The sequence below is a fragment of the Rhodoferax sp. ZS1R8 genome (assembly GCF_056521325.1).
In genome coordinates, this window is the sequence record NZ_JBWMBA010000004.1 from 220,386 (window position 1) to 235,952 (window position 15,567).

Below are 15,567 nucleotides of genomic sequence, written 5' to 3' on the forward strand. Positions count from 1 at the left end.
CTTGTGCGACTGCGAACAGATGCCCAGCCCGCTATTTGCCATGCTATGTATGCCGTGTCCTGGTGCAGCGATGCGGCAATGTTTGATTGGCTTTTTAACTCTTGTAGGGGAACACCACCATGAACGAAACACTCAATCCCGTTAAGGACCGTGCTAACCGAGATCCCATCACGGGCGCTCCCGGGGCCCATCCGGTAGGAACAGGCGTAGGCGCTGCAGTTGGCGGCGCAGCCACTGGCGCCGCAATAGGGACCGTCGCCGGTCCAGTGGGCACAGTCTTGGGGGCTGCAGCCGGCGCTATCGTTGGTGGTCTGGCCGGCAAGGCGGCTGCTGAACAAATCGACCCCACCGTCGAAACCGCTTACTGGCGTGAGAACTACGCCTCGCGTCCGTATGTGAAAAGCGGTCATTCGTATGACGACTATGGCCCAGCCTACGATTACGGCGTCAGCTCCTCGCCCAACTTCGCTGGCCGTACCTTTGACGATGTCGAGGCAGACCTGTCGCGTAATTGGGATTCGGTGCGGGGCAAATCTTCTCTGACTTGGGACCACGCGCGCCATGCTGCGCGGGATGCCTGGGACCGGGTCCGCAATTCGGTGAGCTAAGCGCAACGGCCTGCTAGCGCAGGCATTCGAGAAGCCGTTGTACCGACACCGGCTTCACGAAGTGCAGGTCAAAGCCAGCTTCGCGTGCCCGCTGTTGGTCTGCCTGCTGGCCCCAGCCGGTCATCGCAATCAGCTTGGGGCCTGCACCGTGGAAGATGGCGCGTATCGCGCGGGCTGCCTCATAACCGTTGAGTTCGGGCATGCCAATGTCCATCAGTACCACGTCGGGTTTCTGTTCGGTTGCAAGTTGAACTGCCGTGCGTCCATCATGCGCGACCGTTGTTGCAATACCCTCGATGGCCAGTAATTCAGCAAAGCTATTAGCTGCGTCTTCGTTGTCATCGACAACGAGCACACGGCAGGGGGGTGCCTCCGTTGGCAGCCCTTTGTTGCGCACCCCAGATGCGAGCTTAGGTGCGATTGAGGCGCTCAGCGGAACGGTAATCGAAAATTCACTGCCTTTACCCGGCCCTTCGCTGCGGGCAGTGATGGCGCCGCCGTGTAGCTCTACGAAAGCCTTTGCCAAGTGCAAGCCAATACCCAAGCCGGTGGAGGGTTCACCAACAGCGCGTTCTTGCGCGAACATGCCAAAGACTGAAGTCAATGCCTTGGGCGACAGGCCATTGCCGCTGTCCCGGACAACAAAAGCCATAGTCTTTTCACGCATTTCCGCAGTGATAGTGATGTCTCCACCTGGCGGTGTGAATTTGGCCGCGTTGACGATAATATTGGCCAGACTTTGCACCAAACGCACTTGGTCTGCCAACATGGCTATGTCGTCATTCGGTACATTCATCGCAACCCGGTGCCGACGTTCACGCAGCGAAGCGCCGGCAATCTCCATAGCATGGTGGACGATGCGCTGCGCGGTGGTGGGAATCGTCTGCAAGTGGATCTTGCCGTTGTTGATGCGGGCCACATCCATCAGGTCGTCGATGAGCCGCGTCAAGTGGCTTACTTGGCGCTGCACCATTTGCACCAGCCGCGTGGTCTGCTCGGATGGGTGCAGCCGTTCGAAGATGCCGGTGGCGTTCATGATCGGGGCGAGCGGGTTGCGCAGCTCGTGGGCGAGCGTCGCCAGAAATTGGTCTTTGCGCTGGTCCATCGCCCGCACTTCGTACTGCCGGGCGCGCGCGCGCAATGCCGACTTTACGAAACTCACCAGCGCTATCGTGCGCACCGGGCGCTCCAGCAACGTAACGTTGCCCAAATGCTCCACGGCGCGCTGGGTCTCCCGAGATTCCATGCCGCTGCGGGTCAGCAACAAGATAGGTAGGTCGGACCATGCAGCCTGGGTTTCAACGGACCGCCGCACCAATTCTCCGCAGATTCCTAGGGCCTCTTCGGAAAGAAGCAAGGCACCAACGTCCTCCTGCAATTGCACGGCCAAATTTGAGGGCGTATGACACACATGCACTGTTACCCCGTTCGCACCGAGTAACTGTTCTGTCAGCGTGGCGTCGCGCCCTCCGGGCAAAAATACCAATAGCGAGTGTTCCATCAGCCGACTGCCAGGTCTGAATGTGATGCCATGGCAGCATCACCGTCGCCCAAGGGGACCGGCACGCCCGTCAGAATGCCACGGTAGCCGCGCAGCACATCGCCAATCGCAATACCATCTCGGGACATAGACAATACCCTGATCGTGCGTTCGTGCAAGCTGCCACGTTTTTTAAATACCGACAGCGCCTGGTGCACTTCTCCGTCCAGCTCGAAATAACGCATCATCAGCACGTTGTCCGCCAGGTAACTGGCGTCCAGTGCACTGGACATATTGTCGCCCAGCATGCCCTGTTGCACACCTACCAAGAAGGTAGCCACTTGGTGCTGACCCAAAAAGGTCAGGATCTCATGAAGGTGGGTCGTCATGAACCGTTCATCGGGCACAGCCTGCATGTAGCCGTTGAGGCTGTCGATGACGACAACTTTGGCACCGCGCTTCACTGCTGCCACGATGGCAGCGGAGAACTGGCCCGGCGTGAGTTCAGCAGGATCAATTTGCTGGATGGTTAGCAATCCATTGTCCAAGGAGGCGCGTAGGTTCATGCCGAGGCCGTCCGTTCGGTGCAGCAGGTTGCTGACCGACTCTTCGTACAGGAACATGGCCGCTATATCACCGCGTGCATTGGCCGCCGCCACAAACTGTGCTGCAACCGATGATTTGCCGGTGCCGGGTGGGCCTACGATCAGCGTGCTGGAACCTTCCTCGACACCGCCACCCAGCAGTGCATCCAGCTTGGGCAGGCCACTGCTCCGTTGTTGTCGCGCGTTGATGGTGCGGGTTTGTGAAGCGACGAGCCGCGGATGCACCTCCAGCCCGCCGCGTACCAGTATGTAGTCATGCAAGCCGCCCATGTACTTCTGGCCGCGGTACTTGACAACCCGCAGGCGCCGCCGCTCACTACCGTAGTCCTTCACCGCGTGGTCGAGCTGTATGACGGCGTGTGCAATGCTGCGCACTTGCAGATTACTTTGCGACGAAGTGCGATCGTCCAGCAGGATGACAGTGCATTCGCGCTTGGCAAAAAACTGCTTCAGCGCCAGCACCTGGCGGCGGTAGCGCAGCGGTGAATCGGCCAGCAACTGCAATTCCGATAGGGAATCGAGCACCACGCGGGTTGGCTTGATGCGTTCAACTGCACCCAGTATCAGCTTCAGCATGTCCGATAGCTCTACCTCGGACGGGTGAAACATCGTGTAGTGGGCATCAGCCTCCAGCAGGTTCTCGGGTGGCAGCACCACATGCACCTCTACACCCGAAATGTCCCAGCCATGGGAGTCGGCAACCGCCTGCAATTCGGACAAGCTCTCGGCCAGTGTGATGTAAAGCACCCGCTCACCGCGCCGCGCGCCCTCCAGCAAAAATTGCATTCCGAGCGTGGTCTTGCCACTGCCAGGCTCGCCCTCAATCAGGTAGATACGGTGTTCGGCTAGGCCACCGCCCAAAATGGTGTCTAGTCCGGGTATTCCGGTAAAAAGCATCTTTTTCTGCTCCGTTAATCAGTTTCTGTTGCATTGGTTTGCCGCGCGTGAGCGGTACCAACATGTGCTCCAGAACGACTGGTAGGCATGCTAATTGCCCATGCCTGATCGTTCTGTGCGTTGCGCCACACCGTCGCTTGCGTTCTCAGTGTCCAAACTCCTGCTTAGGCCGGGTTTTGTGGAACACCAGCGGCACGACTTCTGCCACGCCGGCCTGGTCTCTCCTGGCCTGGTTCAAAACCGACGTCTTGATCTTACCCACAACATGCATCTCGCAGGGCTTGCAGTCAAAGCGCAGGGTCAGCTTTTCTTTGCCGTTGATAAGCTGCAGTGGCTCAGCTTTTACTTGTCCCTGCACCCCGACTACGCCTTTGGCCTGCTTGGGACACAGGCTTAATGAGAAGCGCACGCAGTGCTTGGTGATCATCAAGCTGACTTCACCCAGCTCTTCATTGGCCTCGTAGGCTGCGGCTATTACCTTGACGCCGTGGCGGGCGTAAAAGGCGTGGGCTGCCTGGTTGTGCACATTGGCCAGATAGCTCAGGCTGTCTTGCGGGTAGGGCACGGGTGGCACTACGGGCGCGGCGCGCGCCAGGCGCTGCAGGGCCCGGGCGCGGGCTGCCTCAAGAGCTTTTACAGCCTCGCGGCGCAGTGCGTTGAGAACCGATGCCGGGACAAATAGGCCGCTAGCCCTTGCCGAATCTATCTCTAGCGCTTCAAAAATTGTAGCGCCCAGCTTTGCAATCTGATCGCGGTTATTAGCATCGGCAGCGCCGGCGTCCTTGGCACGCTGCAGCGGCATTGCGGTGTGGGCATCACCCACGCAGCCATCCTCATCGGTGTAACGCAAGCTTATGGTGCCTCGCTCTGGGCAGGCCGACAGAGACGCCCAGACGCTGATGCGCCGGTCGCTGGATTTCTTCTCCAGCACGCGGACCCAGTCCACGGCGCGGTTGCGGTTGACTTCCAGGCCTTTGCGCAGGTCCTTCAGACCAGCCACGGCGTCCTTGGGAAACACGCGCCAGCGGCCCTTGGCCGCGTTAAGGCTTTCAGCCCGGTTGATGGCCAGGCCCACCAGTTCCTTTTGCAGGTCGTAGTAGCACAAGCCGTCGCCGTTGTGTAGCACCATGCTGGTGTTACTCAGTTCCATTTCTACCCAATTCGGGCCGACCTGGGTCACGTAACCAATCGCCTGTCCCGGGTTCTTGGGAGAGTCGAAAGCGCCGATGTCTTCCTTGCGGCCCTGCACGAAGTAGTCGGTGAACTCACGGTTGAAGTTCTGGTTGGGGTCGGGTGTGAACGTGAATGTGGTGCGGCCGCTGCTGGCGCGCGCGAGTGGAAAGTGGTTGGGCTGGGCCGAGTCTTGGCGGTCTGCTATCAGCTGATCCAGCAGCTTGCGGTAATGGGCGGTGATGTTCTTCACATAGCCCAAATCCTTGTAGCGGCCTTCGATCTTGAAGCTGCGTATGCCAGCGTCCACCAACGCCGCCAGGTTTTCGCTTTGGTTGTTGTCCTTCATCGACAGCACGTGTTTATCGTGCGCGACGAAGCGGCCTTTGTCGTCCACGACCTGGTAAGGCAGGCGGCAAGCCTGGCTGCATTCGCCGCGGTTGGCGCTGCGCCCGGTGTGGGCATGGCTGATGTAGCACTGGCCGCTGTAGGCCACGCACAGCGCGCCGTGGACAAAAAATTCCAGCGTGCAACGCGTTTGGGCACGGATGGCGGCGATCTGCTTCGACGTGAGCTCACGCGCCAACACAATTTGCGACAGCCCCGCATCTTGCAGAAATCGCGCTTTCTCCGGCGTGCGGATGTCGGTCTGCGTGCTGGCATGCAACTGCATGGGCGGCATGTCGATTTCCAACAGGCCCATGTCCTGGATGATCAGCGCATCGGCACCGGCGTCATATAGCTGCCAGGCCAGCTTGCGCGCGCCTTCCAGCTCGTCGTCGCGCAATATGGTGTTCATCGTGACGAAGATGCGGCTGTTAAACCGGTGCGCATGGGCCACCAGTCGCGCGATGTCGGCAATGCTGTTGTCGGCGCTGGAGCGCGCGCCAAAAGACGGGCCGCCGATGTAGACGGCATCCGCGCCATGGTTGACAGCCTCTATGCCAATGTCGGCATCACGCGCGGGGGCCAGTAGTTCGAGTTGGTAATCGGGCAACGACATGGCGCAATTATTTCAGGCCTGCACGACCTTTTGGGTTTGCGTGCCCAAGCCGTCAATGCCCAGGTGCATGGTCTGGCCAGCGCGCAGGTACACCGGAGGCTTCTGGCCCATGCCGACGCCGGGTGGCGTGCCGGTGGAGATGACATCGCCGCTCTGCAAGCTCATGAAGCGGCTCAGGTAGCTGATCAGGAACGCTACTTGGTAGACCATGGTGGCCGTCGATCCATGTTGGTAGCGCTTGCCATCCACGTCCAGCCACAGGCCCAGCGCTTGTGGATCAGGCACCTCATCGGCCGTCACCAGCCACGGACCCAAGGGGCCAAAGGTGTCGCAGCCCTTGCCCTTGTCCCAGGTGCCACTGCGCTCCAGCTGGTATTCGCGCTCGGACACATCGTTGACGATGCAGTAGCCAGCCACATGGGCCATGGCGTCGGCCTCAGGGATGTAGCGGCCGCCCTGGCCTATGACGACGCCCAGTTCAACTTCCCAATCGGTCTTGACCGAGCCTCGGGGAATCTGCACTGCATCGTCGGGGCCGCAGATGGCGCTGGTCCATTTGTTGAAGACCACCGGCTCGGGCGGTACCTGCATACCTGCCTCAGCTGCGTGGTCCGAGTAGTTCAGGCCAATGCAAATCAGCTTGCCCGTGCGGGCCACGCAGGGGCCCAGGCGCAGGTCTTTTTGCGGTACGCCAGGCACCAGGGGCAGGGTTTTCAGGTCTAGTGCCTTCAGCCTGGCCTGTTGGGCGGGCAGCAGGGCGTCGCCGGCCAGATCGGGGACGATGCCGGACAGGTCGCGCACGCGGCCGGCCGCATCCAGCACACCGGGTTTTTCATGGCCAGAGGGGCCATAGCGCAAGAGCTTCATCTGGTGCCTTTTTTAAAAGAGTAAAAGTTTGCAACTGCCAATGAAAAACGCGGCCTTGAAGCCGCGTTTTGTCGTGCACACCATGCGTTGCCGCAGTCGGGTTTATTCGATTTTGGCTTTGGCGCGCAGTTCTTCCTGGAACTTGGCGATCTTTTGCTGTTGCAGCTGTTGGCCAATTTGCGGCTTCACATCTTCAAACTTGGGCAACTGGGCATCGCGAATGTCGTCCAGGCGGATGACGTGGTAGCCGAACTGGGTCTTGACCGGGGTCTCGGTGGTCTTGCCCTTGGTCAAACCGGTCAGCGCTTCAGAGAATTCCTTCACGTAGTTGCCGGGGTTGGCCCAATCCAGATCGCCGCCCTTGGCACCCGAGCCTGGGTCCTTGGAATCTTTCTTGGCGATCTCGTCAAACTTGGCACCCTTTTTCAGACGCGCGATGATGGCACGGGCCTGGTCTTCGGTTTCCACCAGGATGTGGCGGGCCTTGAACTCCTTGCCGGAATTCTGGGCAGCAAACTTGTCGTATTCAGCCTTGATTTCCTCGTCGGTGACGGGGTTCTTCTTCTGGTAGTCACCAAACAGTTCGCGGATCAGGATGGCCTGGCGGGCGAGTTCGATCTGGGTCTTGAAGTCTTCAGTGGCGTCCAGACCGCGGTACTGGGCTTCCTGCATGAAGATTTCACGGGCGATGACTTCATCTTTCAGCTGGCCTTGCATCTCGGGAGACACAGGGCGGCCGGAGCGCTTCACTTGCTCGGCCAGTGCGTCCACACGGGACTTGGGGATCGCCTTGCCATTGACGATGGCCACGTTCTGGGCCATGGCCGCAGGCGCCAGCGCTGCCAGCAGGGAGGCAGTCGCGAGTGCGGACAAAATTTGCTTCTTCATGCGGATTCCTTCAGGATACAAATAAATCAAAAACTGGTGCCAAAAACGGCGTGTCAAACGGATGTGGTGTTTGGCGGGTTGTCGGTCTCAATGGCCAGGGCGTGCAAGCCCCGAGCAATGAAATCTTGCAGCGCATCATACACAAGCCGGTGGCGGGCCACCCGGCTCAAACCTGTAAACAAGTGTGAAGCGATACGGACGCGGAAGTGGGTGCCAAAGCCGGTGCCATTGGCGCCAACGTGCCCAGCGTGCTGGTGACTCTCGTCCAGCACCTCCAGGCGGGTAGGTGACAGACGCTCGCGCAAGCGCGCTTCGAGCTGCTCTGCGGTAGGGCCGGTGCTCATGGAGACCCCTCTTTTTCGGCGTCGTCGTCGTTTTTGATGTGGGGTACGAGGTAAGTGCCCAAACCAAGGAAGAAGACAAGCCAGAAACCATAACCCCAGATCTTGAAATTGATCCAGGCTTCCTCGCTGTAGTACAGGACCACATACGCGTTGCTGGCGGACAGGAACAGGAAAAAGCCTATCCAGGCCGTACCGACCCGGTGCCAGACGGAATCAGGCAACTCTAGTTGGCCACCGAGCAAAGTCTTTAAAACATTTTTACCCATGCCCCACAGCATGACGGCCATGACGATGGCAGTCGCCGCGTACAGCACGCTGGGTTTCCACATGATGTATCGCTTGTCATGTATCGCCAGCGTGATACTTCCGAACAGGAGTATGGCGCCGAGCGTGAACTTGTGCAGCGCTGTCAGCTTGCGATCCAGCGCATAGATGATGGCCATTTGCACTACCGTGGCGGCCATGAGCACAGGAGTTGCGAAGTAGATGGCTTCGTCTTTGCCAACACCGAAATAGTCGTGCAGCTTGTACGCGCAGAAAAAAAGTAGAACGGGGATGAAGTCGAGCAGTATTTTCATTCAGGGCTGAAGTGTAACGAGGCGGAATTCATGCAGTAGCGCAGGCCGGTTTCCGTTGGGCCGTCGTCAAACAGGTGACCCAGGTGGGCGCCGCAGTGTCCGCACAGGGCCTCGGTGCGCGACATGCCGTGGGAGCGGTCGGTGCGGGTGGCTACGGCCCCGTCGGCAATGGCTTTGTCGAAGCTGGGCCAGCCGCAACCCGCGTCGAACTTGGTGCTGGACGTGAACAGGGGCTTGTCACAGCAGATGCAGTGGTAAGTGCCATCTTTGTAGTTGTCGGCGTATTTGCCGGTGAACGGGCGCTCGGTGGCGGCGTGGCGGGTCACTTCAAACGCGACCGGCTCAGCACCCTTGGCTTTGAGCAGGGCTTTCCATTCGTCGTCGGTTTTGGCAATGGGGTAGGTCATGGAAGGGTTTCCTTGGGGAGTGTCAGGAACTGCAGCTGATGGAGATGGTGCTGGCCCAGTCGGGCGGAAAGTCGGCAAAGGATTCCAGCGCGGGCTGCTCGTCGAACGGGGCTGCCAGCGCCTGCTGTAATTGTGCTACGACGGCATAGTCCTTGCCCTCAGCCGCGCGGATGGCCAATTCGCCCAAGTGGTTGCGCAGCACGTATTTGGGGTTGGTCTTCAGCATCAAATCGGCCGCTAGCCCTCGTGGGACGTGCGTAAGCCGCTCTGAATATCGTAGCAACCAGGCGTCGATGCTGTCCCGGTCCAGGAATAAATCCCGCACTGAATCGTCCGGGGTTACGGGGTCGTTCTCCCGGTTTTTCACCCAGTGGCTCAGGCGACGCCAGAAGATGCTGTAGTCCACGCGGTCGGCAGCCAGCAGCCGCAGCACGTCGTCCGCCAGTTCGCGCTGGCCATCCCGAACATTTTGCACGTCCGCCAAACCCAGCTTGGCCGCCATGCAGGCGTCGGCCGCTTGGGGGTAGACGGTTTTGTAGGTCTCCAGCGCGGCGATCGTCAACTCCTGGTCTTCTATCAGCGGCAACAGGGCCTGGCCCAGGCAATATAGATTCCAGTAGGCGACGTTGGGTTGCTTGTAAAAGGCATAGCGGCCCTGGTGGTCCGAATGGTTGCAAATATGGCCGGGGTCGAAGGCGTCCAAAAACTGGAACGGGCCGTAGTCAATCGTCAGGCCCAGTATGCTCATGTTGTCGGTGTTCATGACGCCGTGGCAAAAGCCCACCGCCTGCCACTGCGCCACCATCTTGGCCGTGCGCTCGGTCACCGCCTGCAGGAAGTTGGCGTAGGCGTTGCCGTTCAGGCGTGTATCGGTGCGGCAGGCCGGGTAAAACCGGTCGATGGCGTAGTCAGCCAGCTGGCGTAGCTGCGGATGCAGGTCATGGTGGCAGAAGTGTTCGAAATGCCCGAATCGGATAAAGCTGGGCGCGAGCCGGGTGACGACGGCTGCTGTCTCGGGCCGCTCGCGGTACACCGGATGGTCGGAGCCGACCACGCACAGGGCTCGGGTGGTCGGTATGCCCAGCGCGTGCGTGGCTTCACTGCACAGGAACTCGCGGATGCTGGAGCGCAGAACCGCGCGTCCGTCGCCCATGCGGGAGTAGGGCGTCATGCCAGCGCCCTTGAGCTGCACCTCTTGCGCCACGGCGTCGTCGCCCGCAGGCGGCGTCAGTTCGCCCAGCAGCGCGGCCCGGCCATCGCCCAGTTGCCCGGCCCATACGCCAAACTGGTGGCCGCTGTAAACGCTGGATAGGGGTTGCGAGCCCGGGGCGGTCTGGTTGCCAGCCAGGGTGTTGAGCCAATCGTCAGATTGCAGTGCTTGCTGCGTCAAACCCACAAGCCCGGCGGCGGAGGGACTGACGCCCACCCAGTACGGATCTGCCAAGGCTTGGGTAACCACGGGGGAGGAGAAATCGGTTCCCAAGGTGGCAAAGCTGTTGGTCCAGCGCCAGCCCGTTGCCAGGCCTGTCGGGCCGGTTTGGCCCATAGAGGTGTCATGCATGACCCTATTGTCTGGCAGCGGGTGAAACCCGTCCCGTGCAAGGGCAAGGCCGGGGAGGGCTGTGCAGTCAGGCGCCCTGCCAGTGGGTCAGCGCAGTCTCGTCCAGTATCTTGATGCGGTTCATCGACAAAGTAATAACACCGTGCTCTTGCATCGCATTGAGTACCCGGTTGGCGGTTTGGCGAGACATGCCGGACAGGCTGGCGAGCTCATCCTGTGTCAGGTCCAGTTGCCGGGTGCGGCTCCAGAACAGCCGGCTCAGCGCCAAGGCAATGCGCTGCTCGGGGCTGCGGGTACGCCCGGCATCGATCATGGCCATGGCCTGCGACAGGCGCAGGTTCAGGCAGGCTACGACGCATTGGTTAAAAGCCAGGCTGGTGGACTGCAGGTGGTGGAAGGTACCAATGGGCAGGCACAACAGTTCGGTGTCGCGCAGCGCGACGACCTGGTAGCGGCGCATTTCATTCTTCAGCGCTGCACCTTCGCCAAACCACTCTCCGGCCGCCACGCCCAGGAAATCGGAGCGCCGCCCGGCAACCGGTGGCGTCGAAATACGGACCAGGCCGCGCAGTACCCCGTACCAGCCCTGGGTGCGTTCGTTGGCTTGCAAAACGGTCTGTCCGCGCGCAGCTGACAGCGTGTAGACCTCGGCTTCCAGCACGTCCTGTTGGTCGGCGGGCATGGCATTGAACCAGGCCTGGGTTTGCAGAAAGCTGCGTACAGGGCTGCGTGTGGCGTCAAATATCAGTGAATGCGACGACGGGACGGGCGTGCGGTCAGGAGGGTGCAAAAAGGATACGGGCTCAGCATCGATGGCCCTTGGCACAAGTTGCGTATTTGCTTCGGTCATTCGAGACATTCGAGTAGATTTTGTGTGGCTTTGCAAGCTGCGACTAACCCTATCAATCCGACGCTGTCCCCATGTCGTCCAGACGACACCGTTTGCAAGTGAGCGCCCGTGCCCGCACACTCCTGCTGGTATTGGGTGCACAGGCAACGGCTGCCACGTGTGCATTAACCGCACTGCTTATAAAGGACAACAAACTACTATGATGATTTCCAGTATCCACTGTCCCAAGGAGTTTCCATGCTAGGGTTAATGCAAAGCCAACAACTGCTGATTTCGTCGCTGATCGATTTTGCCGAGCGGCACCACGCTGAGGCTGAAGTGGTGTCACGTCGGGTGGAGGGGGATATACACCGCTGTACGTACAAGGACATTGCTGTGCGCTCCCGCCAGGTGGCCAATGCACTGGATTCCATGCAACTAGCATTTAGCGACCGTGTTGCCACACTGGCCTGGAACGGCTACCGGCATCTGGAGCTCTACTTTGGCGTCAGCGGATCGGGCCGCGTGCTGCATACGCTGAACCCGCGCCTGCACCCAGAGCAGATCGCATGGATCGTCAACCACGCCGAAGACCAGGTGCTGTGCTTTGACCTGAGCTTCCTGCCCATCATCAAGGCCATACACGCCCACTGCAAAACGGTGAAGCACTTCATCGCGTTGTGCGACGCCGAGAATCTGCCGGCCGATAGCGGTGTCCCCGGACTGCAGAGCTACGAAGCCTGGATTGGTGCGCAACCCACCAGTTACGTGTGGCCGGAGTTTGATGAGAATTCAGCGTCGAGCATGTGCTACACCAGTGGTACCACCGGCAACCCCAAGGCCGCGCTGTACAGCCATCGCTCCACCATGCTGCACGCTTTGGCCGGCGCTTTGCCGGATGCGTTGAGCATGAGCGCCCGTGATTGCGTGCTGCCCGTCGTACCCATGTTCCATGTCAACGCCTGGGGCCTGCCGTATTCCGCGGCCATGACTGGCGCAAAGCTGGTTTTCCCCGGCCCGGCCATGGACGGCAAATCCATTTTTGAGTTGATCGAATCCGAAAAAGTCAGCTTTGCAGCCGGCGTTCCCACCGTGTGGCAAATGATGCTGGCCCACATGCAGGCGGGCGGTTTGCGCTTCTCTACGCTCAAGCGCACCGTTATAGGTGGCTCGGCCTGTCCACCGGCGATGATCACCGCCTTCAACGATGTCTATGGCGTCGAAGTGCTACACGCCTGGGGTATGACCGAGATGTCGCCGCTGGGCACGGTGTGCACGCTGAAGAACAAGCACTTGCCGATGGATGCGTCCGACAAGATGAAAGTCCGGCTCAAGCAAGGTCGCGGCATTTTTGGCGTAGACATGAAAATTGTGGACGAGGCGGGCCACCATCTGCCCTGGGACGGCAAAGCCTATGGTGACCTGTTGGTCAAAGGCCCCTGGGTCATTAAGGAATATTTCAAAGGGGAGGGTGGTTCGCCCTTGGTGGATGGCTGGTTTCCCACCGGCGATGTGGCCACTATCGACCCCGATGGTTACATGCAGATTACCGACCGCAGCAAGGATGTCATTAAATCGGGTGGCGAATGGATCAGCTCCATCGACGTCGAAAACGTTGCCATGGCGCACCCTGCCGTAGCCATGGCGGCCTGCATTGGCATGAAGCACCCCAAGTGGGATGAGCGCCCCATTGTTGCTGTGGTCAAGAAGCCGGGGCAAGAGGTCACCCGCGACGAATTGCTCGCGTTTTACGAGGGAAAAACCGCCAAGTGGCAGATTCCCGATGACGTGGTTTTTGTGGACGCCATTCCGCTCGGTGGCACCGGCAAAATGCAAAAGACCAAACTGCGTGAACTGCTCAAAGACTACAAACTGCCAGGTACCTGAATGGACTCGTCCCTACGCCGCCAAGTCACCAAGGTGATACGGTCTAGGGGAAACCCTCGCGTTGCAGTGCAGTAATTCTTGTACGCTCAGCTCAGTATTTTTCCAAGGAGACACTTATGAAGTTTGGTCTGAAATTCGTCGCTGCTTCGGTCGCGCTTGTCTGTGCCCAAGGCGCTTTTGCGCAAAGCGGCGAGACGGTTAAATTGGTCAGAATTGATCCATTGACAGGCCTACTCGGCCCAGTCGGTGTCAATCAGGACAAGAGCTACAAGTTCTTTGCGGAAAAATTCAGTGGCGCTGGCAACCCCGCCGGTGTCAAGTTTGAATTCACCACCATTGACAACAAGCTGAGCCCCACTGAGAGCTTGAATGCGCTCAAGGCCGCTATTGATCAGGGTGCGCGCTACATCATCCAGGGTAACGGCTCATCCGTGGCGCTGGCACTGTCTGACGCGGTCAGCAAGTACAACGAACGTAACCCTGGCAAAGAGGTGCTATACCTGAACGACTCTGCGGTAGACCCAGATTTGACCAATAGCAAATGCAGCTACTGGCACTTCCGCTTTGATGCCGACACGTCGATGAAGATTGAAGCGATGACCACCTTCATGAAGGACCAGAAGGACATACAAAAGGTATACATCCTGGGCCAAAATTACTCACACGGCGTGCAGGTTGCCAAGTTTGCCAAAGAGAACCTGGCCCGCAAGCGCCCTGATATCCAGATCGTTGGTGAAGACCTGCACCCTTTGGCGCAAGTGCGTGACTTTGCCCCCTACATCGCCAAGATCAAGGCATCAGGTGCCGATACCGTGATCACCGGCAACTGGGGCTCTGACCTGTCCTTGTTGATCAAGGCGGCCAATGAGAACGGCTACACCGGAAAATTCTTCACCTACTATGCCGGTGTAACCGGCACACCGACTGCTCTGGGTACCAATGGCGCTGGCCGCGTGTACCAGATCGCCTACAACCACTACAACATGGGCGGGCAAATGGACAAGTGGTTGAAAGAGTTTCACGACAAGTACAACGACGACTTCTACACGGGGTCCGTCATACGAATCTACCAAACCCTGGGCGCTGCGATGGCCAAGGCCAAGTCGACGGACCCCCTCAAAGTTGCGGCAGCTATGGAAGGCCTGAAAGTGGCCAGCTTCAACGGTGAAGTGGAAATGCGCAAGGCAGACCACCAGTTGCAGCAGCCGCTGTACATGTCGGTCTGGCAAAAGGCGGACAAGAAGTATCCGTACAGCCCTGAGAATACCGGCATGACTTTGGCTCCCGTCAAGGAGTTCGCGAACTATGTGTCCAGCACACCTACCAGCTGTGCGATGAAACGCCCATAAATCTCGGCCTTGGGGGCAAGCCCTTGGGGCGCTAAGACATCAGGAGCCCGAGCGGGTTTGCCGCATCGGGCTCTTTTTCATTCAACGACGATAAAGGCTTGTCGATTATGGAGTTTTTCATCATCTCGATGCTCAACGGGCTGAGCTACGGTCTGCTGCTGTTCATGTTGAGCTCCGGGCTTACGTTGATCTTCAGCATGATGGGTGTCTTGAATTTTGCGCACGCCAGCTTCTACATGCTGGGGGCCTATGTTGGCTATACGGTGTCACGCTTTGTCGGCTTCTGGCCGGCACTGGTGATAGCCCCGCTGATTGTGGGTGCCTTGGGTGCCTTGTTCGAGCGCCTGTGCTTGCGCAAGGTGCACAAGTTCGGCCACGTGCCTGAGTTGATGATTACATTCGGCCTGTCTTACGTCATCCTGGAACTGGTTCAGCTGATCTGGGGTCGCATTGCGCTCGAGTTTCAGCCGCCCGCTGCCCTGCAGGGTCCGGCTTTCACGCTGATCAACCATTCCGTCAATGGGCTGAGCCTGCTATGGGGTGCTGCGCCCGCCGAGATGTGCAGCGCTGCCGACGCCGCGGTTCGGGTGGTGTGTTCGCCATTCCCGGCGACCCGGGGCTTCATGATGCTGGTGGCGCTGGTGATGTTGTTGGGTGTATGGCTGTTGTTGACGCGCACGCGCATTGGCTTGGTCATCCAGTCGGCATTAACCCATCCCGACGCCGTGGAAGCCCTGGGCCACAACGTGCCACGCATCTTCATGCTGGTGTTCGGTGCGGGTGCCGCGCTGGCGGGCTTGGCCGGCGTCATAGGTGGCAGCACTTTCCTGACCGAACCGGCCATGGCCGCTACGGTGGGCTCTGTCATATTCGTTGTCGTGGTGGTCGGTGGCATGGGCTCTTTGTCTGGCGCTTTCCTGGCATCCGTGCTGATAGGCGTCATACAAACCTTTGCCATTGCATTTGACTTCTCGGTTGGATCCATGGCGCAGCAAATAGGCTTGAACCTTGGGGACGCCGCTCGCGACAACACCTTTGTCAAACTGACCCTGTCACAGGTGGCCCCTATCCTGCCGTATCTGTTTCTGGTCCTG

13 protein-coding genes and 1 pseudogene are annotated in these 15,567 nt (G+C 59.3%); 4 read left to right on the forward strand and 10 right to left on the reverse strand.

Annotated elements, in window-relative coordinates:
* The first annotated feature begins 119 nt into the window (after positions 1–119).
* Positions 120–608 carry a hypothetical protein gene (locus AC097P_RS15200; protein WP_479611272.1) on the forward strand — a complete coding sequence of 163 codons (489 nt, stop codon included), beginning with the start codon at positions 120–122 and terminating at the stop codon, positions 606–608.
* A gap of 13 nt (positions 609–621) precedes the next feature.
* Here the strand turns inward: AC097P_RS15200 and AC097P_RS15205 are convergent, their stop codons facing one another.
* From AC097P_RS15205 to AC097P_RS15250, 10 genes are all read right to left on the reverse strand, one after another.
* Positions 622–2,109, reverse strand: a complete 1,488-nt coding sequence (locus AC097P_RS15205) for a hybrid sensor histidine kinase/response regulator (RefSeq protein ID WP_479611273.1) — start codon at positions 2,107–2,109, stop codon at positions 622–624.
* Entirely contained in the window at positions 2,109–3,590 is a 1,482-nt protein-coding gene (locus AC097P_RS15210; protein WP_479611274.1) for a DUF7125 family protein, read from the reverse strand. Before AC097P_RS15210 ends, AC097P_RS15205 begins: the two co-directional genes overlap by 1 nt.
* Before the next feature lie 145 nt (positions 3,591–3,735).
* Positions 3,736–5,763, reverse strand: a complete 2,028-nt coding sequence (locus tag AC097P_RS15215) for a peptidase U32 family protein (protein ID WP_479611275.1) — start codon at positions 5,761–5,763, stop codon at positions 3,736–3,738.
* Positions 5,764–5,775: 12 nt separating this feature from the next.
* Positions 5,776–6,630 (reverse strand): fumarylacetoacetate hydrolase family protein, encoded by an 855-nt coding sequence (locus AC097P_RS15220; RefSeq protein WP_479611276.1) that lies wholly within the window; start codon positions 6,628–6,630, stop codon positions 5,776–5,778.
* A 102-nt stretch (positions 6,631–6,732) separates the two neighbouring features.
* A complete protein-coding gene (locus AC097P_RS15225) occupies positions 6,733–7,518 on the reverse strand; it encodes a peptidylprolyl isomerase (RefSeq protein ID WP_479611277.1) in 786 nt (261 codons plus the stop codon).
* Positions 7,519–7,571: 53 nt separating this feature from the next.
* Positions 7,572–7,862 carry a BolA family protein gene (locus AC097P_RS15230; RefSeq protein WP_479611278.1) on the reverse strand — a complete coding sequence of 97 codons (291 nt, stop codon included), beginning with the start codon at positions 7,860–7,862 and terminating at the stop codon, positions 7,572–7,574.
* Positions 7,859–8,440, reverse strand: coding sequence for a septation protein A (locus tag AC097P_RS15235; RefSeq protein ID WP_479611279.1), 582 nt, complete (start codon positions 8,438–8,440; stop codon positions 7,859–7,861). Before AC097P_RS15235 ends, AC097P_RS15230 begins: the two co-directional genes overlap by 4 nt.
* Positions 8,437–8,847 (reverse strand): peptide-methionine (R)-S-oxide reductase MsrB, encoded by a 411-nt coding sequence (gene msrB, locus AC097P_RS15240; RefSeq protein ID WP_479611280.1) that lies wholly within the window; start codon positions 8,845–8,847, stop codon positions 8,437–8,439. Before msrB ends, AC097P_RS15235 begins: the two co-directional genes overlap by 4 nt.
* A 22-nt stretch (positions 8,848–8,869) precedes the next feature.
* Positions 8,870–10,408 (reverse strand): protein adenylyltransferase SelO, encoded by a 1,539-nt coding sequence (locus tag AC097P_RS15245; RefSeq protein ID WP_479611281.1) that lies wholly within the window; start codon positions 10,406–10,408, stop codon positions 8,870–8,872.
* Positions 10,409–10,475: 67 nt separating this feature from the next.
* Positions 10,476–11,258 carry a Crp/Fnr family transcriptional regulator gene (locus tag AC097P_RS15250; RefSeq protein ID WP_479611282.1) on the reverse strand — a complete coding sequence of 261 codons (783 nt, stop codon included), beginning with the start codon at positions 11,256–11,258 and terminating at the stop codon, positions 10,476–10,478.
* 237 nt (positions 11,259–11,495) lie between these two features.
* On the opposite strand from AC097P_RS15250, the gene AC097P_RS15255 reads away from it, so the two are divergent.
* The 3 genes and pseudogenes from AC097P_RS15255 to AC097P_RS15265 all read left to right on the forward strand — a co-directional run.
* Positions 11,496–13,124, forward strand: coding sequence for a 3-(methylthio)propionyl-CoA ligase (locus tag AC097P_RS15255; RefSeq protein ID WP_479611283.1), 1,629 nt, complete (start codon positions 11,496–11,498; stop codon positions 13,122–13,124).
* A gap of 116 nt (positions 13,125–13,240) precedes the next feature.
* On the forward strand, positions 13,241–14,473 hold the full coding sequence (locus AC097P_RS15260; protein ID WP_479611284.1) for a branched-chain amino acid ABC transporter substrate-binding protein: 1,233 nt from the start codon (positions 13,241–13,243) through the stop codon (positions 14,471–14,473).
* Between the two features lie 107 nt (positions 14,474–14,580).
* Positions 14,581–15,448, forward strand: a pseudogene (locus AC097P_RS15265) (branched-chain amino acid ABC transporter permease); the annotation flags it as partial.
* Between the last annotated feature and the right edge of the window lie 119 nt (positions 15,449–15,567).

What these genes read in the sequence shown, in the direction of transcription:
- msrB (WP_479611280.1), bottom strand. Translation starts at nt 8,847, where the DNA reads ATGACCTACCCCATTGCCAAAACCGACGACGAATGGAAAGCCCTGCTC.
- AC097P_RS15205 (WP_479611273.1), bottom strand. Translation starts at nt 2,109, where the DNA reads ATGGAACACTCGCTATTGGTATTTTTGCCCGGAGGGCGCGACGCCACG.
- AC097P_RS15215 (WP_479611275.1), bottom strand. Translation starts at nt 5,763, where the DNA reads ATGTCGTTGCCCGATTACCAACTCGAACTACTGGCCCCCGCGCGTGAT.
- AC097P_RS15245 (WP_479611281.1), bottom strand. Translation starts at nt 10,408, where the DNA reads ATGCATGACACCTCTATGGGCCAAACCGGCCCGACAGGCCTGGCAACG.
- AC097P_RS15200 (WP_479611272.1), top strand. Translation starts at nt 120, where the DNA reads ATGAACGAAACACTCAATCCCGTTAAGGACCGTGCTAACCGAGATCCC.
- AC097P_RS15235 (WP_479611279.1), bottom strand. Translation starts at nt 8,440, where the DNA reads ATGAAAATACTGCTCGACTTCATCCCCGTTCTACTTTTTTTCTGCGCG.
- AC097P_RS15210 (WP_479611274.1), bottom strand. Translation starts at nt 3,590, where the DNA reads ATGCTTTTTACCGGAATACCCGGACTAGACACCATTTTGGGCGGTGGC.
- AC097P_RS15260 (WP_479611284.1), top strand. Translation starts at nt 13,241, where the DNA reads ATGAAGTTTGGTCTGAAATTCGTCGCTGCTTCGGTCGCGCTTGTCTGT.
- AC097P_RS15225 (WP_479611277.1), bottom strand. Translation starts at nt 7,518, where the DNA reads ATGAAGAAGCAAATTTTGTCCGCACTCGCGACTGCCTCCCTGCTGGCA.
- AC097P_RS15220 (WP_479611276.1), bottom strand. Translation starts at nt 6,630, where the DNA reads ATGAAGCTCTTGCGCTATGGCCCCTCTGGCCATGAAAAACCCGGTGTG.
- AC097P_RS15255 (WP_479611283.1), top strand. Translation starts at nt 11,496, where the DNA reads ATGCTAGGGTTAATGCAAAGCCAACAACTGCTGATTTCGTCGCTGATC.
- AC097P_RS15250 (WP_479611282.1), bottom strand. Translation starts at nt 11,258, where the DNA reads ATGACCGAAGCAAATACGCAACTTGTGCCAAGGGCCATCGATGCTGAG.
- AC097P_RS15230 (WP_479611278.1), bottom strand. Translation starts at nt 7,862, where the DNA reads ATGAGCACCGGCCCTACCGCAGAGCAGCTCGAAGCGCGCTTGCGCGAG.